The sequence below is a fragment of the Stenotrophomonas sp. NPDC077659 genome (assembly GCF_050268705.1).
Lineage (GTDB): Bacteria > Pseudomonadota > Gammaproteobacteria > Xanthomonadales > Xanthomonadaceae > Stenotrophomonas.
In genome coordinates this window covers 18,914-41,546 of sequence record NZ_JBNNHG010000003.1, presented here as the reverse complement: position 1 = coordinate 41,546, position 22,633 = coordinate 18,914, and the positions used below count along the sequence as shown (strand labels likewise).

Below are 22,633 nucleotides of genomic sequence, written 5' to 3'. Positions count from 1 at the left end.
GTCGTGGACACCAGGAGCACCGATGGCCGCAAACGAATTCCCCGCGGGCGCCCGCCCGGGACGCGCTGAAACCCCTCCGGCCGACCACTGGCAGCGCTGGGCCAGCGCGCCGGGCGCCACCGATCACCCGCCCTTGCCCGTCGTATCGGCCATGGCGTCCAGCAGCCTGACGCCGCCGCTGCCGCTGCCGCTGCCGCTGCCGCTGCCGCCTGCAGCGGACGATGCGGGCAACAGCAGCGACGCGCCAGCCGCCGCCGACTCTTCCTACCGCGTGCTGATCGTCGAAGACGACCGTGCACAGGCCCTGTTCGCGCAGAGCGTGCTGCACGGTGCGGGCATGCAGGCCGTGGTGCTGTCCGATGCCGATGGCGTGCAACAGGCCATCCGCGAGCAGCGCCCCGACCTGATCCTGATGGACCTGCACCTGCCGGGTCTGGATGGCATGCGCCTGACCGCGATGATCCGCCAGCAGCCCGGCATGCAGCTGCTGCCGATCGTCTTCCTCAGTGGCGACCCGGACCCGGAGCGCCAGTTCGAGGTGCTCGACAGCGGCGCCGACGATTACCTGAGCAAGCCGATCCGCCCGCGCCACCTGATCGCGGCCGTGGCCAACCGCATCCGCCGCGCCCGCGCGCAGGCCGCCACCCTGCCCGGCGCCAACGGTGTACCGGCCAGCAGCAACCCGGAAACCGGACTGCCCACCCGCCACCATGTGCTGCAGCAGCTCAACACCGCGCTGGCGCACCGCGACCGCGGCGGTGTGTTCTTCGTGGAGATCTCCAGCGCGCTGGGCCTGCGCGAGCGCTACGGCTATGCCGCCTTCGAGCGGCTGATGGTGCAGGCCGGCCAGCGCCTGGCCGAAGCCGGCCATCCGCACCTGCTGGCGCGCCTGAACGACAACAGCTTCCTGCTGCTGGCCCGCGATGCCGACGAGCAGGGCCTGGACGCCATCGCGGCGTCCCTGCGCGAACAGCTGTCCGCACGCGCCTTCATCATCCGCGACGACGAATCAGTGCATCTGCGCGGGGTGGTCGGCTATGCGCCGCTGTCACCGGGCTTCGACGATGCCAGCAGCGCGCTGGAGGCCATCGAGCGCACCACCCTGCAGGCGCGCCTGCTCAGTGCAGGCGTGGCCAGCCACGTACACCGCCAGGCAGCTACCGAGCAGGAACACCTGGCGCTGCTGGAAGGCCAGCTGGAACTGGCCTACCAGCCGATCGTCGCCGTGGCCGGCGGCGACACCGCGCAGTACCAGTTGCTGCTGCGCCTTCGCCAGGCCGATGGCACCGTGCTCACCGCCGGCCAGGTCATCCCGGCCGCCGAGGCGGCCGGGCGCATCGCCGACCTCGACCAGCAGGTGCTGGAACATGCGATGGGCCTGCTCGACCTGTACCGCCACGCGACCCAGCCGCTGAACCTGTTCGTCTCGCAGTCGCTGCGCACGCTGCAGCGCGATGCGTTCGCCGATTGGCTGCTGGAATCGCTGCAGCAGCGCGACCTGCCCGGCAGCGCGCTGGTGATCGACGTGCGCCTGCCCGACGCGCTCATCCACACCGTGCCGCTGCAGCAGTTCTGCCAGCGCATGGCTGCGGCCGGCGTGCGCTTCTGCCTCAGCCAGTTCGAACCCAGCAGCGAAGCCGATGCCCTGCTCACCCACCTGCCGCTGTCGTTCGTGCGCACGGCGGCACGCTTCTCCAGCAGCCATTCCAACCCCGGTACGCGCGAGGAACTGCGACGGGTGATCGAACGGGCACATGCCGCAGGCCTGCAGATCATCGGCCAGCAGATCGAAGACCCGCAGGCGGCGGCCGCGATGTGGGTCGGCGGCGTGGACTTCATCCAGGGGAACATGGTGCAGTCGGCCGGCAGTGACCTGAACTTCGACTTCCACAACACGGTGCTCTGAGTGCCGCTGACGGTCGCGCTGCTGGCGGCGGTGGTGCTGGCCGCCGGCGTGGCGCTGGCCCTCGGCCTGCGCCTGCGCCAACGCGGCCAGGCGCTGGCGGCACTGCAGCGCGAACGCACCCTTCTGGCCAACGAGCGCGACCAGCTGCGCCGCACCACCGAACGCCAGGGCCAGCTGGAACAGCAGTTGCTGCAGGCCAAGCAGGCCGCCGAGGCGGCCGCGCTGGCCAAGGGTGAATTCCTGGCCACCATGAGCCACGAGATCCGCACCCCGCTCAACGGCATCCTGCCGATGCTGGAGCTGATCGCACGCGGGCCGCTGGGCGATGACCAGCGGCAGATGCTGGCCACCGCCTCGGCCAGTTCGCAGCAGCTGCTGCGCATCGTCGACGACATCCTCGACTACTCGCGGCTGGAAGCACAGGCACTGGAACTGGAAATCACCAGCTTCAACCTGCGCGAGCTGCTGGACGGCGTGGTGCAGCTGCTGCAGCGCGCGGCCGAAGCCAAGGGCCTGCATCTGGCCCTGCAGCTGGACCCGGCCGTGCGCCTGCCGGTGCGCGGCGACCCGGTGCGCCTGCGCCAGGTGCTGACCAACCTGCTGGCCAATGCCATCAAGTTCACCGCGCGCGGCCAGGTGCAGCTGCGCCTGCAGCGCCTTGGCGAAAGCCCGGCCCAGCACCAGCTGCGCTTTGAAGTCATCGACACCGGTATCGGCATCGACGCCCCGCTGCAGTCACGGCTGTTCCAGTCCTTCAGCCAGGCCGATGCATCGACCACCCGCCTGTACGGTGGCACCGGGCTGGGCTTGGCCATCTGCAAGCGCATCATCGACCTGATGAAAGGCCAGATCGGCGTGCAGTCAAGGCCCGGCCAGGGAGCCACGTTCTGGTTCGAGATTCCGCTGCTGAAGATTCCCGGCGACCTGCAGGCGCAACCTCGCGATCCCGCGCCACTGCTGCTGCACAGCACCGATGTGGCGCTGCAGGCACGCGTGGAGCGCGTTGCCGCCCACCATGGGCTGCCGGTGCAGGTGGTGCCCGAGCGCGATGCCCTGCTGGAGCGCCTGCGTGCGGTGCCACGCCCGGGCCAGCCGATGCCGGCCTGGCTGCTGGTGGATGCGCGCCACCGCCGTGGCGGTGAAGCCACGCTGCAGCGGACGCTGGCCGAGCGCGGCGCGGAAGACACGCTGCAGGTGCTTTGGCTGCAGGATGCCCCCTCCCCCGTGCAGCCGCACCAGCAACGTCTGCCCGCCGATTTCAGCGACGCCACCCTGCATGCCCTGCTGGCCACGCCGGCCCTCAGCGCGCGGCCGGCCGCGCTGCTGGCTGCGACCGAAGCGGGCCAAGCCCCCCCAGCACTGCCGCCGTTGCGGCTGCGCGTGCTGCTGGTGGAAGACAACGCGACCAACCGCATGGTGGCCGAACAGCTGCTGCGGGTGTTCCAGTGCCAGGTACAGCTGGCCGACGACGGCGAGCAGGCCCTGCGGGCACTGCGACAGGGCGGCATCGAGGTAGTACTGATGGATTGCCAGATGCCCGTGCTTGATGGCTATGCCGCCACCCGCCAATGGCGCAGCGAGGAGGCCACCACGGGCCGCGCACGCCTGCCGATCATCGCCATGACCGCCAACGCCATGGCCGGTGACCGCGAGCGCTGCCTGCAGGCGGGAATGGATGATTACCTGTCCAAACCGATCAACCGCGAAACCCTGCATGCGCTGCTGCAGCGCTGGGGCGCAGCGCCCGCAGCCGTAGCGTCGAGCTTTCTCGACTGTTCTCGGTATGAGGACAGTCGAGAAAGCTCGACGCTACCTCCTGCGCCCGACACGGACACTTCGCCACAGCCGGTGCTCGACCGCAGCGTACTTGAAGAACTGCAGGGCGTGATCGGTCCGGCCGCACTGCAGATCGTGGCCGTGTTCCTGGAAGATGCACCCACCCTGGTGCAGGCCCTGCAGCAGGCCGCGCAGGGCAACGACATCGAGCGCCTGCAGGCGCTGTCGCACAGTCTCAAATCGTCCAGCGCCAACGTCGGCGCCCTGTCGCTGTCGGCCGTGGCCCGACGCATCGAGCATGAAGCCCGCGCCGGCAGTCTGCAGCGCCCCGCCGTGGCGGTCGCGCTGCTGGTGGCCGAGTTCGCCCGCGCACGCGTGGCCTTGACCGGCTACCTGGCGCAGGAACGGTAGCGTCGAGCTTGCTCGACTACCGCTTTTGTAGAGTCGAGCCATGCTCGACTGCTGTGGGAAAGGCAGTCGAGCATGGCTCGACTCTACATGCGAACACGTGCGGCGCAGCGCGGTTGAATCAGTCTTCCAGCTTGCTCAGCACGTACTTCGGCTCACCGATGCGCTCGACCAGATCCAGCTGGGTTTCCAGCCAGTCGATGTGCTCTTCCTCGGCATCCAGGATGCTGGTGAACAACGAGCGGCTCACGTAGTCACCCACCGAATCGGCGTACGCCACGGCGTTGCGCAGCACCACCACGCCATCCTGCTCCAGCGACAGATCACACTGCAGCATCTCCGGCGGGTTCTCGCCGATGCGCAGCTTGCCCAGCGCCTGGAAGTTCGGCAGGCCTTCAAGGAACAGGATGCGGTCGGACAGCGCGTCGGCGCGCTTCATCGCATGGATCGATTCCTTGTACTCGTACTCGGCCAGTTCCTTGATGCCCCAGTTCTTGAACATCTTGGCGTGCAGGAAGTACTGGTTGATCGCGGTCAGCTCGTTGAAGAGGACCTTGTTGAGGAATTCGATGACCTTGGCGTCGCCTTTCATGGCTGGCTCCCGTGCGTGTTGACGGGCGCACTCTACCGGCTTTGGCCGGCCCGTGAAGGAACGCGAATCGTGTTCATTGGCCTGTACGGCCGCCCCGGTTGCGGCAGGTTCCGCGTGGGCGTGCCTCAGGCCGCCTGCAGGCCAAGCACCGGCAGCGGCAGGTCGTGGGTGGCCATGGCCTTGGCCAGCAGATCGCCGGCCATGTCCAGGCAGGAACCGCAGGTAGCGCCGCAACCGGTGCGCATGGTCAGCTCGCCCACCGTGGTGACGCCAGTGCTGGCCGCCTCGCGGATCTGGTGGTCGGTGACTCCGTTGCAGATGCAGACGTACACAGGCGGGAACCAAGCTGACAGGCCAGAAGCGGCCTGATGCCCATTCCAATCGAAACGAGAATGGTTGTCAATCAGAGACCTGAACCATTCTCGCTAGCGTTCATCCCCTCAGCTGGAGGGCGTGTCGCCCTGCGCCTTGCGCGGCCAATAGCCGCGGCTACGCGGACGCTTGCGCGGGCGGTCGTGGCCGGCCGTATGGCCGGGCATCCAAGCTTCGGCTGCGCTCTTGGGCATGGCCGTCACACCCTGCCCGGCCACCCCGCGTGCCAGCGGTGCCAGATGGCGCAACGCGCGCGCATAGACCCCGCGCTTGAACATCACCACATGTTCGACCGGATACCAGAAATCAACCCAGCGCCAGTTGTCGAACTCGGGCGAGTCGGTATGGTCCAGCCGCACATGCGATTCATCGCCGGTGAGACGTAGCAGGAACCAGACCTGCTTCTGGCCGATGCAGACCTGCCGCTCGTTACGGCGGATGGCGCGGGCCGGCAGCTTGTAGCGCAGCCAGCCCGGTGTCGCCCCGAGCACTTCTACGTGCTCGGGCAGCAGGCCGGTCTCTTCCTGCAGTTCACGATACATGGCCTCGACCGGGGTCTCGTCGGTGTTCATCCCACCCTGCGGGAACTGCCAGCCATCCCGGCGCACGCGTCGTGCCCAGAACACCTGCCCGTCCTGCCGCTTCAGCACGATGCCGACGTTCGGTCGATAGCCGTCCGGATCGATCACGATGCGGACTCCCAAGAAAATCTACTGGTCAGGACTATCCCATGCCGTCTGTCGGCCCACAAGCTCGGCACAAAAGTGTTGACAGCCCCGATACATATGAGCAGAATAGCGGGCTCACCAAGGCTATGTAGCTCAGCCGGTTAGAGCACAGCACTCATAATGCTGGGGTCGGTGGTTCGAGTCCACCCATAGCCACCATGTTGAAGTTGTTTTTCAGCGTGAAAAGTGAGAAAATAGTTACACGTTACATTGCCCCGTCGCCAAGCGGTAAGGCACCTGACTCTGACTCAGGCATTCGGTGGTTCGAATCCATCCGGGGCAGCCAAATTAAAAACAAAAAAGCCAGATCGAAAGATCTGGCTTTTTTGTTTTTGATCTGGTCGCACCAACGGTAGTGCCGGCCGCTGGCCGGCAACCCGTAGACGCATGATCCCAGAACGACAAAAGCCCGGCCGAAGCCGGGCTTTTGCGTTTCCAACCAGCGGGCTCCCGAAGGAGCCCAACCAGGCGTGGTAAATCAGCGCTTGGAGAACTGGGTGGCGCGACGGGCCTTGTGCAGACCGACCTTCTTACGCTCGACTTCACGGGCGTCACGGGTCATGAAGCCAGCCTTGCGCAGCTCGGACTTCAGGGTTTCGTCGTACTCGACCAGTGCACGGGCGATGCCCAGACGGATCGCACCGGCCTGGCCGGTGGTGCCGCCGCCAGCGGCGGTGACCAGGATGTCGAAGCTTTCGGTGTTCTTGGTCAGCTCGAGCGGCTGGCGCACGATCATGCGCGCAGTCTCACGACCGAAGAACTCGTCCAGCGGACGGCCATTGACGGTGATGTTGCCCGAACCAGTTCAGGCCCGGCCAGATGCCGGTCAGCGAGGACACCACCGGCAGTGCTTCGTCAGGGGCAAAGCAGCGCAGGTGCAACATCAGGTTGTGCTGGTAGGAGCGCAGCTGGGCGACCACGGCGAAACGCTGGGTCGGCATGTGCTGCGGGCTCGCGCCGTCGGCACCGTTTTCCTCGGTGGGGAACTCGCCCCACGCGAAACGGCCCTGGGCCTTGCCTTCGACGCCACGGCTGAAGCCCTGCGAGGACACATCAGCGGTGTCCCATTCGTCGGAGCCATAGCCAAGGTAGTCGACGCCGCAGAGATCCACGGCCTGCTCGAAACCAAACTCGTCACGCAGCGCCAGCGCGGTGGCATGCCACTCGGCGGCAGGCACCTCCAGCGTCACTTCGCCGCGGGGTTCGACCACGATGACCTTCGCACCAGCGAAACGTGCGGACAGTCGGTCGATGAAGGATGCTTGCTCTGCCATGGGGGCTTGGCGCGCTCTTGTAGTGTGGAAGGGTCAGCGGGCGATGGTCTGTGTACGCCAGATCTTCTTCTGCAGCTGCAGGATCCCGTACACCAGCGCCTCGGCGGTCGGCGGGCAGCCGGGGACGTAGACGTCCACGGGCACCACGCGATCACAGCCGCGCACGACAGAATAGGAGTAATGGTAGTAGCCGCCGCCGTTGGCGCAGCTGCCCATCGAGATGACCCACTTCGGATCCGGCATCTGGTCGTAGACCTTGCGAAGCGCCGGGGCCATCTTGTTGACCAGGGTGCCGGCCACGATCATCACGTCGGACTGACGCGGTGACGGGCGGAACACCACACCGTAGCGGTCAAGGTCCAGGCGCGCGGCGCCAGCGTGCATCATCTCCACCGCACAGCAGGCCAGGCCGAAGGTCATCGGCCACATGGAACCGGTGCGCGCCCAGTTCAGCAGTGCGTCGACGCTGGTGGTGACAAAACCCTTTTCCAGCAGCGGGTTGTCGCCTTCCGGCCGCAGGATGTCATCAACCCGCCCTTCCGGGACCGGGTTGTTCATGAGGCCATCGAGAGTCTGAATCACTCCCATTCCAGCGCTCCCTTCTTCCAGACGTAAATGAAACCGAGGAACAGCATGCCGACGAACAGGCCCATGGTGACGAGCGAACGGGCGCCCAGTTCCATGAAGACCTGGGTCCACGGCACGATGAAGATGATTTCCAGGTCGAAGACGATGAACTGGATCGCGATCAGGTAGTAGCGCACGTCGAACTTCATGCGCGCGTCTTCGAAGGCCTCGAAGCCGCACTCGTACGGCGAGAGCTTTTCCAGATCGGGGCGGCGGGGACCGAGGAATCGACCAACCAGCATCAGCGTGATGCCGATACCGGTGGCAACGATCAGAAACAGCAGAGACGGCAAATATTCGGCCAGCACAGCGATTCTCTCTTGCCTCTGCCGCTGCGCCTGCAGGCGCTTTGGCATGGGGGAGTGGACGGGAATCCATCTGGCGCCTTGCGCGCCAAGCGAACCCGCTTTACTTACAAATGGTGCCCAAGAGGGGACTCGAACCCCTACGACCTAAGTCGCTACCACCTCAAGGTAGTGCGTCTACCAATTCCGCCACCTGGGCAAACGATCACATCAGTCATACCACCCGATGCGCCGCATATTGTAACCGTCTTCAGTCTTTCTGGGAGCCTTCCGACGGCTTTTCTTCACCAGAAACCGAAGATTCCGCCTGAGCCGGCACAGTCGCAGCCGGAACCGGGGCTGCCGGGACCGCATCGGCCTTCGGAACGGCCGGGAGTTCACCTGCCGGAGCGGCCGGAACGCTGGCCGCCGGGGCGGACATCAGGCCCAGGTCCTGGTCGGCCGCCGGGCGGCTGCCGTGGCCGGCATACCAGGCCATGAAGAGGCTGATGCCGAAGAACACGACGGCCAACCACTTGGTCGACTTGGACAGGAAGTTGGACGCGCCACGCGCGCCGAACACGGTGCCCGAGGCGCCAGCGCCGAAGCCCGAACCAGCCGCCGCACCCGAACCACGCTGCATCAGGATGAGCGCGATCATGGACACGGCCACGAGCACGTAGACGACATTGAGGATCAACATCAGCATTGGGAATCCGCCCTCGGACAATACTTCTAGGATTGGTTCGCGACCGCCGCCTGCGCGATGGCCAGGAAGTCCGCGGCCACCAGGGAGGCGCCACCGACCAGCCCACCATCGACATCCGGCTGCGCGAACAGTTCCCCGGCATTGTCGGGCTTCACGCTGCCGCCGTAAAGAATGGGCAGTGAATCAGCGATTCTAGCATCGATGCGCGCCACTTCGCCACGGATGAACGCGTGGACCTGCTGGGCCTGTTCCTTGCTGGCGGTCCTGCCGGTGCCGATGGCCCAGACCGGCTCGTAGGCGACCACGGCATTGGTGAAGCCGGCGGCACCGACCAGGGCCAGCACCGGGGCCAGCTGGCTGGCGATGACCGCCTCGGTCTGCCCCGCCTCGCGCTGCTCAAGGGTCTCGCCCACGCACAGCACCGGCACCAGGCCGGCGTGCATGGCCGCAGCGAACTTGCGGGCGACCAGTTCACTGCTTTCATTATGGTACTGGCGGCGCTCGGAGTGGCCGACCAGGCCGTAACGGGCACCGACCTCGTGCAGCATGGCCGCACAGACCTCGCCGGTGTAGGCGCCCTTCTCGTTGCTGCTGACGTCCTGGGCGCCGAACAGCAACCCGGTCTCGCCGAAATCTTCGACCAGCTCGCCCAGGTACGGCAGCGGCGGCAGGATCACCAGGTCCACCCCGTCCAGCGGCAGGCCGGCGGCCACCTGCCCCAACAGGTCAGTGGCGAATTGACGGCTGCCATGCAGCTTCCAGTTTCCGGCGACGATCTTGCGGCGCATGAGCGGGTGGCTCCTGTGTGAAATCAGCCGCCCATGATACCCGTTACGGCAAAAACCCGTTTCCTTGTAAGCGGTTACATGGATTTTCAGCCAACGGCGCAGCCCCTCGTGGCGGGGTTTGGGGTTGGTCGCGGAGAGCCCGGTGGGATTTGTGGGATTGGCCGGGCGGGTGGGACTGGCGAGGGACGCCGTGAACCCGTCCATGGGGGCTTGGCCGCGGCATCCATGCCGCGGATACCCTCGCCAGCCCCACCCGCCCGGCCCCTGACACATTCCGACGGTTCCGCCCGCCACGGAAAGAAAAAAGAAGATCAAAAGCAAGAGCAGAAACAGAGCCCCTCCCCCGCTTCGAGACCTGACAGATCCCATCCACACATGGCATGGATAGATCGTGTCGACCAAAGTCGACACCTACCAACAGCCGCGGGAAATTGTCGGGGGTGGGGCGGCGTAGGCTGGCAGGACCGTTGGCGCCATGGATGGCGCCATCGAGCCCCCAGGGATGGGTTTACGGCGTGTCCTGCCAGCCCACACCGCCCCGCCCAACACGCAGAAACCCACAGCCGCTTTGGCTTTGGCCTCTGCGGGTGCAGGGCGCAGCCCTGCCGAACACCCTCCGCTGCGCTCGCCGGGCACGGCCCGGCGCTACCCGTAATGAGAAAGCCGCCTTTCGGCGGCTTTCTCATTACTTCAGCTTGATCTCGCGCAGGCGTTCCTCGAGGAAGCCATGGGCGGTGATCGGCTCCGGGTACCGGCTCGGGTTGTCCGGGGTGATGCACGAGGGCAGCACGTCGATCAGGAAATCCGGGTTCGGGTGCAGGAAGAACGGCACCGAGTAGCGCGGCTGGCGGGCCAGTTCGCCCGGGGGGTTGACCACGCGGTGGATGGTCGACGGATACACGTGGTTGGTCAGGCGCTGCAGCATGTCGCCGATGTTGACCACGATGGTGTCGGCGTCGGAGGTGAACGGCACCCACTGGCCATCATGCGACTGCACTTCCAGGCCTGCGGCGCTGGCGCCGACCAGCAGGGTGATGAAATTGATGTCGCCATGGGCACCGGCACGCACGTTCGGAATGTCGTCGGTGGTGATCGGCGGGTAGTGGATCGGGCGCAGGATCGAATTGCCGAAGTTGGTCTTGTCGGCGAAGAAGTCTTCCGGCAGGCCGATATGCAGGGCCAGCGCCGACAGCACGCGCGAACCCAGGTTGTCCAGCGCCTGGTAAAGGCCGTAGCCGCGCTCGCGGAAACCTTCGACCTCGGTCGGCCACAGGTTCGGTGCCATCACGTCACGGTACTTGGAGTCATCGGCGATCTCACGGCCGATGTGCCAGAACTCCTTCAGATCGAAGTGCTTGGAGCCCTTGGCGGTTTCCACGCCGAACGGGGTGTAGCCGCGCGCGCCACCGCTGCCGGCCACGTGGTACTTGCGCTTGACCTCATCGGGCAGGGCGAAGAAGGCTTTGAAGGCATCGTAGGCCGCGTCGATGTCGGCCTGCGGGATGCCGTGGTTGCGGATGCCCGCGAATCCCCATTGGCGATAGGCCGCGCCCAACTCGGCCACAAAGGCCTCGCGGTCGCTGTCAAAACGGGTGATGTCGAGGGTCGGGATCTGGCTCACAGCGGTTCCTGGCTTGTCGGTGGGTCAAAGGGTCGGCAGCAGTCTGCCGGCCAGCCTGAACATTGTGACATATCGACCCGGACACGCCGCCGATACAATGAAACAAACCGATACACTGCGCCACCCGCGCGCGCAGGCGGCCCATCCGGGCGCCTATGCAGCGCGCGCCCTGCACCACTCCCTGCACCCCCTGCCCCCAGCACCATGTCCACCGTTCTGCCGGTTTCCACCCCTGCCGCGCGTTCCGCAACCGATCCCCGCTGGCACCGGCTGGCGTGGTGGTCGCTGTTTGTGGCGGCCAACGCGGTCCTGGCCCTGTTGATCACGCTGGGCAATGTGCCGCTGCACGACAACCCCGGCGGCGGGCTCGGCCTGGCCTATCTGGCCATCGCCCTGCCCGGCCACCTGCTGGCCCTGGGCGCCCTGGCCGGCGCACTGCCGCTGGCCATCGGTGTGTGGCCGCGGAGTACGCGCACATTGACGCTTTCAGCCATCACGCTGCAGGCCCTGTGGCTGTGCCTGCTGCTGGTCGATGCCAAGGTCTTTGCTCTGTACCGGTTCCACCTCAATGCGATGGTCGCCAACATGGTGTTCGGTGGCGCGTTGCAGGACCAGGTCAGCCTGTCGTGGAAAACCTGGCTGCAGGCGGCCGGCCTGGTCGCCGCCATCTTCACCGCGCAGGCGCTGCTGGCCTGGGCCTGCTGGAAAGTGCTGGCACCGGCTGCGCACCGCCGCCGCGTGCTGCGGGCGTGGACCGCCATCGCCCTGCTGATGGGCGGCGGCCAGGTCGCCACCGCCTACTACGATGCACGCGGCGAGCGCGCCGTGATCGGCCAGTGGAACTACCTGCCCTGGGCACAGCCGATCACCGCCAAGAGCTTCATGCGCCGGCTGGGTGTGCGCAGCCAGCCCCAGGCCGGCCTGCCCGACCCGCGCCACGCCCAGCTGCAGTACCCGCTGCAGCCGCTGCGCTGCCAGAGCCATCGCCGCCCGAACGTGCTGATGGTGGTGCTCGAATCGCTGCGCCACGATGCCCTGACGCCTGCCTTGATGCCCAACACCTCGGCGCTGGCAGGCTCTGCCCGCGTGTATGACCACCACTTCAGCACCGGCAACGCCACCCGCTACGGGCTGTTCGGCCTGCTGTACGGCCTGCCCGGTGGCTACTGGCCGAGCATGCTCGATGAACAGCGAGGCTCGCAGCTGTTCAAGGTGCTGCAGCAGCAGGGCTACGACCTGCATCTGTACGGCAGCGCACCGCTGTACAGCCCCGAGTTCGACCGCACCGTCTTCGCCGACGTACGCGACCAGCTGCACCAGGGGCCGGCGGAGCTGGATGCATCCGGTCGTGACCAGAGCATCGTCGCCTCGCTGCAGCAGGACATCAGCCGCAGCCATGCCGCGCAGCGCCCGTGGTTTGGTTTCGTGTTCCTCGATTCCACCCACGCGCCGTACCACATGCCGGCCGGCTACCCGCCGGTGGCCACGCCGATGGCCGCCGACATCGACTTCCTCAAGTTCGGCCCGGACCATGACCCGGCGCCGGAACTCAACCGCTACCACACCGCCGTGCACTACGCCGACAGCCTGGTCGGCCAGCTGCTTGAACAGCTGCGTGCGCAGGGCCTGGAGCAGGACACCATCGTGCTGGTGACCGGCGACCACGCCGAGGAATTCAACGACCTCAAGCTCAACTACTGGGGCCACAACGGCAACTTCTCCAACTACCAGCTGCAGGTGCCGTTCGTGCTGCGCTGGCCGGGTGAAGCTGCTGGCCACGACAGCCGCACCAGCTCGCATGAGGACTGGGTGCCGACGCTGATGCGGCACGCGCTGGGCTGCGAGAACGCGCTGGGCGACTTCAGCACCGGCCAGGACCTGCTGGCCGTGCCGCAGGGTCTGCGCTCGCTGGTCGTTGAGAGCTGGTCGCAGCGCGCGGTCCGCCACGGCGAAGCGATCTACGTGTTCGACAAGTTCGGCAACGCCACCGCACTGGACCAGAACTACCTGCCTCTTCCGCAGCAGGCGCCCGACCCGGCGAGCCTGCGTACCGCATGGGACGCGCTTACCCGCTTCCGCAACCGTTGAATTCCAGGACCGATTCACCATGAACCGCCCGTTGCGCATTCTCCACACCGAAGCCGCCAAAGGAATGGGCGGCCAGGAGATCTACATCCTTCGCCACATGCAGGTGATGCGTGCACGCGGCCACGAGGTCGCGCTGCTGTGCCAGCCCGATGCGCGGCTGGGCACGCTGGCCCGCGATGATGGCTTCACCGTGCACACCCTGCGCATGGGTGGCATGGTGCGGCTGCTGCGCGGCATCTGGGCGGTGTCCAGGTTGGTGCGCCGCGAGCGCTACGACGTGGTCAATACCACCAGCCGCCGCGACACGCTGATCGCCGCGGCCGGTGCGCGCCTGGCCGGCACCCCGCTGGTGGTGCGCTCGCGGCACCTGATGAGCCCGGTCAACTCGCTGCTGACCTACACCGGGCTGCCGCACCGGGTGATCACCGTCAGCCGCTTCGTCAAGCAGATGCTGGCCGAGCGCGGCATCGCCAGCGACACCATCGGCATCGTGCCGCCCATCGCGGTACCGCCGCGCTGGACCGACATCCGCAAGGAAGATCCCTGGCAGTGCCTGCAGGACGTGCGAGCCGAGGTACGGGCAGAACTGGGATTCAATGACGAGGACATCGTGGTCGGCTGCGTGGCGGTGCTGCGCGAGCCGAAGGGCCATGCCGAGCTGCTGCGCGCGATCGCGCCGCTGTGCACGGCCAACCCACGCCTGCACCTGGTGGTGGTCGGCGACGGCGATGCGATGATGCAGCGCCTGCTGGCGATGCGCGAGGAGCATGGCCTGCAGCGGCAGGTGCACCTGCTTGGTTACCGCGACGGCGCCTGCCGGCTGATGACCGGCTTTGACATCTTTGCGCTGGCCTCGCACAAGGAGGCCGCCGGTACGGTGTTCCTGGAGGCCGCGTACGTGGCGGTGCCGATCGTCGCCACCCGGGTTGGCGGCGTGCCTGAAATGGTGGTCGAAGGCAGCAATGCCATCCTCACCCGGCTGGGCGACAATGGTGCACTGACCGCCGCCCTGCGCCTGCTGGTGGAGGACCCGCAGCGCCGGCAGATGATGGGCCGTGCCGGCTGGGACTGGATGCGCAATGCGCACGTCTTCAGCCCGGCCGGGCATGGCGAAACCACCGAACACTATTACCGCCAGTGGCTGAAGGAGCTGGGACATGGCTGATGCGCGAACCGTTCCGGTGCTGATGCACCATCACGTCAGCCCCTCGCCGGGGATGATCACCGTCTCGCCGGAAAACTTCGAAAGCCAGATCGCATGGCTGGCGAACAACGGCTGGACCTCGCTGACCCTGGACCAGTACGCCGGCTTCCTGGCCGGCAAGCCGGTGCCGCGCAGGTCCATCGTCATCACCTTCGATGATGGCTACCTGGACAACTGGGTGTACGCGCATCCGATCCTGCAGAAGTACGGCATGCATGCGGTGGTGTTCGTGGTCACCGGCTGGATGGGCGAAGGTGAGGTGCGCCCGCACGCGGGCATCGCCGGAGCCGCGCTGCCGACAACACCCGACCATCGCGGCTGCGAAGCGGCGATCTTCGAGAACGACCGCAGCGACGATGTGATGATGCGCTGGAGTGAGGCGCGCGCAGCAATCGCCGCGGGCACGTTCGAGGTGCATTGCCACACCCATACCCATACCCGCTGGCTGCGCAGGGACGATCTGGATCGTGCACAGCGCCGCGCCGGCATCAGCCAGGACCTGGCCCTGTCGCGGCAAGTGCTGCAGGACAAGCTGGGTGAAGTCTCCGATACCCTGTGCTGGCCCTACGGCGATTTCGACGAAGACCATGTCGAGGTTGCCCGCGAGCACGGCTTCCGCTACCTGCATACCACCCATCCATTCGGCCGCAACGTGGTCGGCGGCGATCCTGAGCGGATCTACCGGTTCGCGATCCGCAACCGCCCGGCCCGCTGGCTGCGCAAGCGCATCGCGCAGAGTTACAACCCGCTGATCGCGCCGTTCTTCAACGGCTTCAAGGCCCGCCAGAAGAAGATGGTGCCGGGGCCCTGATCACGCGCCCCTTGCTGCGGAAAACAAGAACGCCCCGGTCTCCCGGGGCGTTTTACGTCCAGACCCGGCGCAGCCACCTCAGGCGGAGGCTGCCGCCTTCACTGCAGCCGACAGGCGATCCAGCGTGTCCTGCATCAGCACGGCCTCGTCGGCTTCGACCGTGACCCGCACCACCGGCTCCGTGCCGGACGGGCGCAGGAACGCGCGACCGCGCCCCACCACCGCCTGCTGTGCGGCGGCCAGCGCCGATTGCACGCTGTCGGCCTGCACCGTGGCTTTGGCCGAGACATCCGCAAGGCGCACGTTGACCGTTTTCTGCGGCACTTTCGCCAACGGCTGCAGGGCCTGGCGCAGGGTCTGGCCGGTGTCGCGCAGCGCCACCAGCACCTGCAGGGCACTGACGATGCCATCGCCGGTAGTGGCCCGGTCCAGGCACAGCAGATGGCCGGACGCTTCGCCACCGAGCACGCCACCGCCTTCAACCAGCGCCTGGTGCACGTAACGGTCGCCGACATTGCTGCGCACGAACGGAATCTGCAGCTCGCCCAAGGCCTTTTCCAGGCCGAAGTTGCTCATCAGCGTGCCGACCACCGGACCGCGCAGGCGTCCATCTGCCTGCCATGCGCGCGCCAGGATGTAGAGCAGATCATCGCCGTCGACGGGGTTGCCCTGGTCGTCGGCCATCAGCACGCGGTCGCCATCGCCATCGAAGGCAATGCCCAGATGGGCGCCGGTTTCGCGCACCTTGGCCGCCAGGTTGTCGATGTGGGTCGAACCCACGCCGTCGTTGATGTTGACGCCGTTGGGCTCGGCACCGATGCCGATCACCTCGGCACCCAGCTCACGGAACAGCAGCGGCGCGATCTGGTAGGTCGCACCGTGGGCACAGTCCAGCACCACGCGCACGCCACGCAGGTCGAAGGTGCGCGGCACGCTGGCCTTGCAGAACTCGATGTAGCGGCCGACCGCTTCGCGCGCGCGCGCGGCCTTGCCCAGCTTCTCCGATTCGGCCGTGGTGAACGGCACGTCCAGCGCCGCTTCCAGCGCCAGCTCGGTGGCATCGTCAAGCTTCTCGCCCTGGGCGGAGAAGAACTTGATGCCGTTGTCGTAGTGCGGATTGTGCGAGGCGCTGATGACAATGCCGGCATCCACCCCCAGGCTGCGGGTCAGGAAGGCCACCGCCGGGGTCGGCATCGGACCCAGCAGCTGCACATCGGCACCGGCGGCCACCAGCCCGGCTTCCAATGCTGCTTCGAACATGTAGCCGGAAATGCGGGTGTCCTTGCCGATCACCACGATCGGCCGGCGTCCGTCGTGGCCGCGCTGGTCGACCAGCACGCGGCCCAGTGCATTGCCCAGGCGCAGCACGAAGTCGGCCGAGATCGGACTCTGCCCGACCCGGCCACGGATGCCGTCAGTACCGAAGTACCTGCGGCCTGCCATCACGCCACCTCCGGCGCCGGCTGGCGGCCGAGCAGGGCCAGCAGGTCGGACAGGCGGGCACGCATTTCACGACGGTCGCAGATCTGGTCGATGGCACCGTGTTCCAGCAGGAACTCGGAACGCTGGAAACCTTCGGGCAGCTTCTCGCGCACGGTCTGCTCGATCACGCGCGGGCCAGCGAAGCCGATCAGCGCCTGTGGTTCGGCGATGTTGATGTCGCCCAGCATCGCGAACGAGGCCGACACGCCACCAGTGGTCGGGTGGGTCAGCACCGAGATGTACGGCAGGCCTGCTTCGCGCAGCTTGCCCAGCGCCGCCGAGGTCTTGGCCATCTGCATCAGCGAGAACAGGCCTTCCTGCATGCGCGCGCCGCCGCTGGCGGAGAAGCATACATAGGGCGCACCGATCTCGACGGCGGTTTCAGCCGCCAGGGCGAACCGCTCGCCGACGACCGAGCCCATCGAGCCGCCCATGAAGGCGAAATCGAAGGACGATGCCACCAGCGGGCGCCCCTTGAGCAGGCCGCGCATGGCGATCAGCGCGTCGTACTCGCCGGTGTTCTTCTGCGCGATCTTGATACGCTCGCTGTACTTCTTCTGGTCCTTGAACTTGAGCAGGTCGGTCGGGCCGAGGCGGGCACCGATCTCGGTGGTGCTGTCGGCGTCGAACAGTGCCGCCAGGCGCGCGCGGGCACGGATCGCCATGTGGTGACCACACTTCGGGCAGACCTCCAGGTTCTCTTCCAGCTCGGGGCCGTACAGCGCGCTGCCGCAGTTGCTGCACTTTTCCCAGAGGCCCTCGGGGACGCTGCGCTTCTTGCTGGGGGTGTTGTCGGTGCGGATGCCGGACGGCATCAACTTGCTGAGCCAACTCATGCGGGAGGACACTTCCGTTCAGGGCGGCCCGGGGGCCGCAAAGGCGGACAGTCTAGCTCTGCTGCCCCCGCCCGTGCACCCCTTGCAGGGCGCGGGCCAGCAGGAAAAAACCATGCTGGGACGTACGTTTAGCGCGGCAACGCCGTGCGGGCAGCGCATATGCCGGCCAGCGGCCGGCACTACCCTCAGGCGTCCGGGGCCCCGTCGGTAGTGCCGGCCGCTGGCCGGCAGCCCGTGGCGCATGCGTGGGTCAGGCGTCCAGCGCCTGCCGCAGCGGAGCCAGGAAGGCGCCGGCCCGCTGGGCAGCCTCGTCGGCCGAGCCTGCGTCGGCCAGGGCCGCCACCAGCGCACTGCCGACCACCACGCCGTCGGCCTGACGGGCCATCGCGGCGGCACTGGCCGCATCCTTGATGCCGAAGCCGGCCACCACCGGCACGCTGGCGCGCGCGCGCAACGCCTGCAGCCGCGCACTGGCGGCATCGCTGTCCAGCCGTTCGGAGGCACCGGTGACACCGGCGAAGCTGACGTAGTAGAGGTAGCCACGGGCCAGCGCCAGCAGCTTGTCAGCGCGCGCCTGGCTGGTGGTCGGTGAGGCCAGCAGGACCAGCGCCAGACCGGCTGCGTCGAAGGCCTGCTGCGCTTCACCGGCTTCTTCCGGCGGCAGATCCACCAGCAGTACGCCGTCCACGCCGGCCGCCACCGCAGCCCCGGCAAAGGCCACGTAACCATGGATCTCCACCGGGTTGAGGTAGCCCATCAGCACCACCGGCGTCTGCGCATCGCGCTGACGGAACTGCGCCACCGCCTGCAGCACGTAGCGGCTGCCGGCACCGCGGGCCAGCGCGCGCTCGGAACTGCGCTGGATGGTCGGGCCATCGGCCATCGGATCGGAGAACGGCACGCCCAGTTCAATCACATCGGCACCGGCCTCCACCAGTGCATGCATGACCGGCACGGTGGCCTCCAGCGACGGATCGCCAGCGGTGATGAACGGGATCAGCGCCTTGCGCTGCTGCTCGCGCAGACGCTGGAAGCAGGCTTCGAGTCGGGATAGGGACATGTCAGGTACATCCTTCGATCAGGTCAACGGCGCCGCTGGCGCCCCAGTACATTCGGGAAACAGTGCCGTCGACGATCTCCACGCGGATCGCCAGGTCGGAACCGGGGTCCTGCCAGAGCAGGCTCTCGCCGGCCCCGGCGTCTTCGCCGTAGGGCCGCGCGATGGCGCCCCGTGGCAGCAGTTGCAGGGCCTGCGCGCGCGGCATGTCCAGGCGCAGGCCGAATGGCCCGGGCTGGACCACCACCTGGCCCGAGTCGTCGATGGGGGCCAGGTCGAAGCGCACCACGTCGCCGTCCTGCACCATCATCGCCACGCCTTCAGGCAGCGTGCCACGCTCGTAATACTCACAGCGCCCGGCGGTGGCCTCGCCCAGCCCGGCCGAGTGCCACTGCGCTTCGTCCTTCAGCTCGCTGAAGGGTTGGCCGATCAACACATCGCCGGCATGGTCCAGCGCGACCGAGACCACCGCCGGGGCGGTTTCGTCGTCGGCGTCGTTGTCAGCTGCGGGCGCCGGTACATCCTCGATGGGGCGATGTGCTGCGTCATCGTCGTTGCTGGCCACCTGGCGCGCCGGGGCAATCGCTGCGGGAGATGCCGGCGCAGGGGCCAGCACCGGCGGATCAGGCGGCGTGCAGCCGCCCAGCCCCACCGCCAGCACCAGCGCGCCACCGTGGCGCAGCACGTAATTCACAGCACCAGGCCTTCGCGCGCGGCGATGGTGTGCACGTCCTTGTCGCCACGGCCGGACAGGTTGCACAGCACGATCTGGTCGCGCGGGCGTTCGCGTGCCAGCTTGATGGCCTGGGCCAGCGCGTGGCTGGATTCCAGTGCCGGCAGGATGCCTTCGGTGTGCGCCAGCAGGTGGAAGGCCTGCAGTGCTTCCTCATCGGTGATGCCGAGGTAGCGTGCGCGGCCGCTGTCGGCCAGGAAGGCGTGCTCGGGGCCGACGCCGGGGTAATCCAGGCCGGCCGAGACCGAATGGGTTTCGATGATCTGGCCATCGTCATCGCACAGCACGTAGGTGCGGTTGCCATGCAGCACGCCGGCGCGGCCGGCGGCAATCGAAGCAGCGTGGCGACCGGTATGGATGCCGTCACCGGCCGCTTCGGCGCCGAAGATCTCGACCTGGCGGTCGTTGAGGAAAGCATGGAACAGGCCGATGGCGTTGCTGCCACCGCCGACGCAGGCGGTGATGGCATCGGGCAGGCGACCGTACTCGGCCAGCATCTGTTCGCGCGCTTCGCGACCGACGATGGCATTGAAGTCACGCACCATGCGCGGGTACGGGTCCGGGCCTGCCACGGTACCGATGATGTAGAAGGTGTCCTGTACGTTGGTCACCCAGTCGCGCATGGCTTCGTTCAGCGCGTCCTTCAGGGTGGCCGAGCCGGAGGTGACCGGCACCACCGTCGCGCCCAGCAGCTTCATGCGGTAGACGTTGATCTTCTGCCGCTCGATGTCGGTGGCGCCCATGTACACCACGCATTCCAGGCCCAGGCGCGCGGCGACGGTGGCACTGGCCACGCCGTGCTGGCCGGCACCGGTCTCGGCGATGATGCGCTTCTTGCCCATGCGCGCGGCAAGCAGGGCCTGGCCGATGGTGTTGTTGATCTTGTGCGCGCCGGTGTGGTTCAGATCCTCGCGCTTGAGCAGGATCTGTGCGCCGCCGACGTGGTCGCTCAGGCGCTGGGCGTGGTAGATCGGGCTGGGCCGGCCCACGTAGTGCGCCAGATCACGGTCGTAGGCGGCCTGGAATTCCGGGTCCTGGCGGGCCTGGTCATAGGCCTGGGCCAGTTCCTGCAGCGGGCCGACCAGGGTTTCGGCGACGAAACTGCCGCCGTAGCGGCCGAAGTGGCCCTGGGCGTCCGGGAAGGCGTGGTAGTCGGCAATGGGGGAGGCAGACATGGAAGCGACCGCTGGTTCGAGACAGGTGGATACTCTAGCGCACGGATCCTGACCGGAATATCGATATTATCTGGCGCATATCGTCAGGAAATCTCACATGAGTACCTCCCTGCTACCGCCACTGAATGCCCTGCGTGCCTTCGAGGCCACTGCCCGGCTGGGCGGCGTGGGTCGCGCCGCACAGGGCCTGCACGTCACCCACGGCGCGGTGAGCCGGCAGCTGAAGCTGCTGGAGGACCACCTCGGGCTGCCGTTGTTCCAGCGCGCCGGGCGCGGCCTGCGTCTGACCGAGGCCGGCCAGCGCCTGCACGCAGCCTGCGGCGAGGCGTTTGCCGGCATCGAGGCCTGCGTGCGCGACCTGCGCCAGCCCGCACGCTCACCGGTACTGGTACTGGGCTGCAGCGGCAGCGTGCTGGCGCGCTGGATGATTCCTCGACTGCCTGCGCTGCAGGCGGCCCTGCCCGGCGTGAACCTGCAATGGTCGGCGCTGGATGGGGCCTTCACCGAGGCGCAGGCGGCGCTGGATGCGGTCCTGCTGCTGGCGCAGGCGCCGTGGCCTCGCGGCTGGCAGATACGCGAGCTGGCCCCGGAACGGGTGGGCGTGGTAGTGGCGCCCTCGCATCCTGCCGCGCAGCGGTTGCGCCATGCGCCGCCCGCCGCGCTGCTGGAGGAGACCCTGCTGCACACCAGCTCGCGCCCGCAGGCATGGCCGGCCTGGGCGCAGGCGCACGGGCTGGACCCGGCCCTGTTGCAGATGGGCACCGGCTTCGAGCATCTGTATTACCTGCTGGAAGCCGCGGTGGCGGGGCTGGGGCCGGCGATCGCACCGGAGCCGCTGGTGGCGGAGGATCTGGCCGCCGGGCGCCTGATTGCCCCATGGGGCTTCGCCGCGACCGGCGGATTCTGGGTACTGGCGCGCCCGGACGGCCCGGCCGACCCGCGCGTGGATGCACTGGGCGACTGGGCCGTGGCGCAACTATGAAAAAAGGGACGGAGGGGATTAAGTCGTTTGTGAAAAAACGACTTAATCCCCTCCGTCCCCTTTTTCAGGGCGTGGTGGGGGCGGCCAGCCGTTGCTGCAGGTCCTCGCGCAGGCGCGACAGTTCCACTTCCGCCTGCTGGCGCTGCTGCATGCCTTCGCGGTGGATGCTGCGCACTTCCTCCACCGTGGCGATCAGCTGGTCGTGCACGTGGCGCAGCGTGGCCACGTCTATCACGCCGCGCTGGTTGCTGCGCGCGGTGTCCACCGAGGCCTGGCGCAGCAGGTCGGCATTGCGGCGCATCAGCTCGTTGGTGGCATCGTCGATGGCCGTGGATAGTTCCACCGCAGACTTCTGCTCGCCCAGCGAGAGCTGGATGGCGAACTGGCGCTTCCACGACGGGATGGTGATCTCGCGCACCGTGTTGAACTTCTCGATCAGCTGCAGCGCGTTGGCCTGGATCAGGCGGATCATCGGCAGCGACTGGTCGGCCGCATGCTGCATCAGCTGCAGGTCGGAGACGCGCTTTTCAATCAGGCGGATCGCGTTGTCGACTTCGCTCTGGCGGATGCGCTGCTGCGGGTCATCGCTGCCCTGGCCGGCCAATTGCTCTGCCTGCAGTCCGGCCAGGCGCTGCTTGCCGGCGGCGGCATACAGGCCCAGCGCGTGGCGTTCCTCGCGGACGATCTCGTGCATGCGGTCGAACTCGCCCACACGCTTGCCCATCAACGCCTGCTGCACGCCCACGTCGCCCAGCAACTGCTCGATCTGTGCATTGGTGTCGCTGAACTTCTGCACCAGCTCGCCCTTGGACACGCGCAGGCGATCGATCAGGCCGCCGATCACCGGCACCTTCGAACGCTGGGCGAAGCCATCCAGTTTCAGGCTGCGCGCAATGCGCACGACTTCGCCCAGCTTCTCGCCGCTGTCATCAAGATCACGGTTGCGCACCTGGTCCAGCAGCTGGCTTGAAAACGCCGCAGTGCGCGACGCTGCTTCGCGGCCGAACACCTGCAGGTTGCCCGGGCGCAGGTCGTCCAGTTCCTTGCCGATCTCGGCGATGCGGGGAAGGTCCTCGCGGACCAGCCCCAAGGCCTGCAGCGCGCCGTCGTCGAGCACGGCGGCGGTGGTCATGGCAGGTACGAGCGTACCGGGGTGCTGGCTGTCCTGGGTCATCGGGCA

The 22,633-nt window shown here is 67.3% G+C and carries 20 protein-coding genes, 3 tRNA genes and 2 pseudogenes; 8 read left to right on the top strand and 17 right to left on the bottom strand.

Annotated features, from left to right (window positions below):
- Window positions 1-22 precede the first annotated feature (22 nt).
- Both ACQKDV_RS00930 and ACQKDV_RS00925 read left to right on the top strand, forming a co-directional pair.
- Window positions 23-1,906 carry an EAL domain-containing protein gene (locus ACQKDV_RS00930; protein ID WP_427781918.1) on the top strand — a complete coding sequence of 628 codons (1,884 nt, stop codon included), beginning with the start codon at window positions 23-25 and terminating at the stop codon, window positions 1,904-1,906.
- Window positions 1,907-4,093 carry an ATP-binding protein gene (locus ACQKDV_RS00925; protein WP_427781917.1) on the top strand — a complete coding sequence of 729 codons (2,187 nt, stop codon included), beginning with the start codon at window positions 1,907-1,909 and terminating at the stop codon, window positions 4,091-4,093.
- A 118-nt stretch (window positions 4,094-4,211) separates the two neighbouring features.
- Here the strand turns inward: ACQKDV_RS00925 and bfr are convergent, their stop codons facing one another.
- The 3 genes from bfr to ACQKDV_RS00910 all read right to left on the bottom strand — a co-directional run bounded on the left by bfr (window position 4,212) and on the right by ACQKDV_RS00910 (window position 5,743).
- Window positions 4,212-4,682, bottom strand: coding sequence for a bacterioferritin (bfr, locus tag ACQKDV_RS00920; RefSeq protein ID WP_427781916.1), 471 nt, complete (start codon window positions 4,680-4,682; stop codon window positions 4,212-4,214).
- A gap of 125 nt (window positions 4,683-4,807) precedes the next feature.
- Window positions 4,808-5,014, bottom strand: a complete 207-nt coding sequence (locus tag ACQKDV_RS00915; RefSeq protein ID WP_427781915.1) for a (2Fe-2S)-binding protein — start codon at window positions 5,012-5,014, stop codon at window positions 4,808-4,810.
- Between the two features lie 108 nt (window positions 5,015-5,122).
- Window positions 5,123-5,743 carry an RNA pyrophosphohydrolase gene (locus ACQKDV_RS00910; protein WP_427781942.1) on the bottom strand — a complete coding sequence of 207 codons (621 nt, stop codon included), beginning with the start codon at window positions 5,741-5,743 and terminating at the stop codon, window positions 5,123-5,125.
- A 121-nt stretch (window positions 5,744-5,864) separates the two neighbouring features.
- On the opposite strand from ACQKDV_RS00910, the gene ACQKDV_RS00905 reads away from it, so the two are divergent.
- Both ACQKDV_RS00905 and ACQKDV_RS00900 read left to right on the top strand, forming a co-directional pair.
- A tRNA-Met gene (locus ACQKDV_RS00905) sits at window positions 5,865-5,941 on the top strand.
- Window positions 5,942-5,993: 52 nt separating this feature from the next.
- Window positions 5,994-6,068: transfer RNA gene (locus tag ACQKDV_RS00900), tRNA-Gln, on the top strand.
- Window positions 6,069-6,260: 192 nt separating this feature from the next.
- Here ACQKDV_RS00900 and rpsI read toward each other — a convergent pair.
- From rpsI to ACQKDV_RS00860, 8 genes and pseudogenes are all read right to left on the bottom strand, one after another.
- Window positions 6,261-6,584 (bottom strand): annotated as a pseudogene (gene rpsI, locus ACQKDV_RS00895) (30S ribosomal protein S9); the annotation flags it as partial.
- Window positions 6,580-7,056, bottom strand: a pseudogene (locus tag ACQKDV_RS00890) (NADH-quinone oxidoreductase subunit C); the annotation flags it as partial. The pseudogenes ACQKDV_RS00890 and rpsI, both read right to left, overlap by 5 nt.
- A 33-nt stretch (window positions 7,057-7,089) precedes the next feature.
- Window positions 7,090-7,644: a NuoB/complex I 20 kDa subunit family protein gene (locus ACQKDV_RS00885; protein WP_079222612.1), complete on the bottom strand. Its 555-nt coding sequence runs from the start codon at window positions 7,642-7,644 to the stop codon at window positions 7,090-7,092.
- Entirely contained in the window at window positions 7,635-7,991 is a 357-nt protein-coding gene (locus ACQKDV_RS00880; RefSeq protein WP_005414075.1) for an NADH-quinone oxidoreductase subunit A, read from the bottom strand. Before ACQKDV_RS00880 ends, ACQKDV_RS00885 begins: the two co-directional genes overlap by 10 nt.
- Window positions 7,992-8,102: 111 nt before the next feature.
- Window positions 8,103-8,187: transfer RNA gene (locus ACQKDV_RS00875), tRNA-Leu, on the bottom strand.
- Window positions 8,188-8,238: 51 nt separating this feature from the next.
- Window positions 8,239-8,676, bottom strand: a complete 438-nt coding sequence (gene secG, locus ACQKDV_RS00870) for a preprotein translocase subunit SecG (protein WP_427781914.1) — start codon at window positions 8,674-8,676, stop codon at window positions 8,239-8,241.
- Window positions 8,677-8,702: 26 nt separating this feature from the next.
- Window positions 8,703-9,464, bottom strand: a complete 762-nt coding sequence (gene tpiA / locus ACQKDV_RS00865; RefSeq protein WP_427781913.1) for a triose-phosphate isomerase — start codon at window positions 9,462-9,464, stop codon at window positions 8,703-8,705.
- 685 nt (window positions 9,465-10,149) lie between these two features.
- A complete protein-coding gene (locus tag ACQKDV_RS00860) occupies window positions 10,150-11,085 on the bottom strand; it encodes an isopenicillin N synthase family dioxygenase (protein WP_427781912.1) in 936 nt (311 codons plus the stop codon).
- A gap of 204 nt (window positions 11,086-11,289) precedes the next feature.
- On the opposite strand from ACQKDV_RS00860, the gene ACQKDV_RS00855 reads away from it, so the two are divergent.
- The 3 genes from ACQKDV_RS00855 to ACQKDV_RS00845 are packed head-to-tail and all read left to right on the top strand — an operon-like array spanning window position 11,290 to window position 15,188.
- The gene (locus tag ACQKDV_RS00855; RefSeq protein WP_427781911.1) at window positions 11,290-13,173 is read left to right on the top strand and encodes a DUF3413 domain-containing protein; all 1,884 of its coding nucleotides are present in this window, start codon (window positions 11,290-11,292) and stop codon (window positions 13,171-13,173) included.
- 19 nt (window positions 13,174-13,192) lie between these two features.
- Complete coding sequence (locus tag ACQKDV_RS00850) at window positions 13,193-14,338, top strand: glycosyltransferase family 4 protein (RefSeq protein ID WP_427781910.1); 1,146 nt, start codon at window positions 13,193-13,195, stop codon at window positions 14,336-14,338.
- Entirely contained in the window at window positions 14,331-15,188 is an 858-nt protein-coding gene (locus ACQKDV_RS00845) for a polysaccharide deacetylase family protein (RefSeq protein WP_427781909.1), read from the top strand. The genes ACQKDV_RS00850 and ACQKDV_RS00845 overlap by 8 nt, the downstream gene beginning before the upstream one ends.
- Window positions 15,189-15,266: 78 nt before the next feature.
- Here ACQKDV_RS00845 and glmM read toward each other — a convergent pair whose 3' ends face one another.
- From glmM to trpB, 5 genes are all read right to left on the bottom strand, one after another.
- Entirely contained in the window at window positions 15,267-16,631 is a 1,365-nt protein-coding gene (gene glmM, locus ACQKDV_RS00840) for a phosphoglucosamine mutase (RefSeq protein ID WP_427781908.1), read from the bottom strand.
- Entirely contained in the window at window positions 16,631-17,506 is an 876-nt protein-coding gene (gene accD / locus ACQKDV_RS00835) for an acetyl-CoA carboxylase, carboxyltransferase subunit beta (RefSeq protein WP_427781907.1), read from the bottom strand. Before accD ends, glmM begins: the two co-directional genes overlap by 1 nt.
- Window positions 17,507-17,756: 250 nt before the next feature.
- Entirely contained in the window at window positions 17,757-18,566 is an 810-nt protein-coding gene (trpA, locus tag ACQKDV_RS00830; RefSeq protein WP_427781906.1) for a tryptophan synthase subunit alpha, read from the bottom strand.
- Window position 18,567: 1 nt separating this feature from the next.
- Window positions 18,568-19,257 (bottom strand): hypothetical protein, encoded by a 690-nt coding sequence (locus ACQKDV_RS00825; RefSeq protein ID WP_427781905.1) that lies wholly within the window; start codon window positions 19,255-19,257, stop codon window positions 18,568-18,570.
- Window positions 19,254-20,471, bottom strand: coding sequence for a tryptophan synthase subunit beta (gene trpB / locus ACQKDV_RS00820; RefSeq protein ID WP_427781904.1), 1,218 nt, complete (start codon window positions 20,469-20,471; stop codon window positions 19,254-19,256). The genes ACQKDV_RS00825 and trpB overlap by 4 nt, the downstream gene beginning before the upstream one ends.
- A 97-nt stretch (window positions 20,472-20,568) precedes the next feature.
- Between trpB and ACQKDV_RS00815 the strand changes: the two genes are divergently transcribed.
- A complete protein-coding gene (locus tag ACQKDV_RS00815; protein WP_427781903.1) occupies window positions 20,569-21,453 on the top strand; it encodes a LysR family transcriptional regulator in 885 nt (294 codons plus the stop codon).
- A gap of 64 nt (window positions 21,454-21,517) precedes the next feature.
- Here ACQKDV_RS00815 and ACQKDV_RS00810 read toward each other — a convergent pair whose 3' ends face one another.
- Window positions 21,518-22,627, bottom strand: coding sequence for a toxic anion resistance protein (locus ACQKDV_RS00810; RefSeq protein ID WP_427781902.1), 1,110 nt, complete (start codon window positions 22,625-22,627; stop codon window positions 21,518-21,520).
- Between the last annotated feature and the right edge of the window lie 6 nt (window positions 22,628-22,633).

Coding starts and splice junctions, on each gene's coding strand:
- trpA (WP_427781906.1), bottom strand. CDS start 18,566: ATGTCCCTATCCCGACTCGAAGCCTGCTTCCAGCGTCTGCGCGAGCAG.
- ACQKDV_RS00885 (WP_079222612.1), bottom strand. CDS start 7,644: ATGGGAGTGATTCAGACTCTCGATGGCCTCATGAACAACCCGGTCCCG.
- ACQKDV_RS00845 (WP_427781909.1), top strand. CDS start 14,331: ATGGCTGATGCGCGAACCGTTCCGGTGCTGATGCACCATCACGTCAGC.
- ACQKDV_RS00815 (WP_427781903.1), top strand. CDS start 20,569: ATGAGTACCTCCCTGCTACCGCCACTGAATGCCCTGCGTGCCTTCGAG.
- ACQKDV_RS00930 (WP_427781918.1), top strand. CDS start 23: ATGGCCGCAAACGAATTCCCCGCGGGCGCCCGCCCGGGACGCGCTGAA.
- trpB (WP_427781904.1), bottom strand. CDS start 20,471: ATGTCTGCCTCCCCCATTGCCGACTACCACGCCTTCCCGGACGCCCAG.
- tpiA (WP_427781913.1), bottom strand. CDS start 9,464: ATGCGCCGCAAGATCGTCGCCGGAAACTGGAAGCTGCATGGCAGCCGT.
- glmM (WP_427781908.1), bottom strand. CDS start 16,631: ATGGCAGGCCGCAGGTACTTCGGTACTGACGGCATCCGTGGCCGGGTC.
- ACQKDV_RS00855 (WP_427781911.1), top strand. CDS start 11,290: ATGTCCACCGTTCTGCCGGTTTCCACCCCTGCCGCGCGTTCCGCAACC.
- ACQKDV_RS00810 (WP_427781902.1), bottom strand. CDS start 22,627: ATGACCCAGGACAGCCAGCACCCCGGTACGCTCGTACCTGCCATGACC.
- bfr (WP_427781916.1), bottom strand. CDS start 4,682: ATGAAAGGCGACGCCAAGGTCATCGAATTCCTCAACAAGGTCCTCTTC.
- secG (WP_427781914.1), bottom strand. CDS start 8,676: ATGCTGATGTTGATCCTCAATGTCGTCTACGTGCTCGTGGCCGTGTCC.
- accD (WP_427781907.1), bottom strand. CDS start 17,506: ATGAGTTGGCTCAGCAAGTTGATGCCGTCCGGCATCCGCACCGACAAC.
- ACQKDV_RS00850 (WP_427781910.1), top strand. CDS start 13,193: ATGAACCGCCCGTTGCGCATTCTCCACACCGAAGCCGCCAAAGGAATG.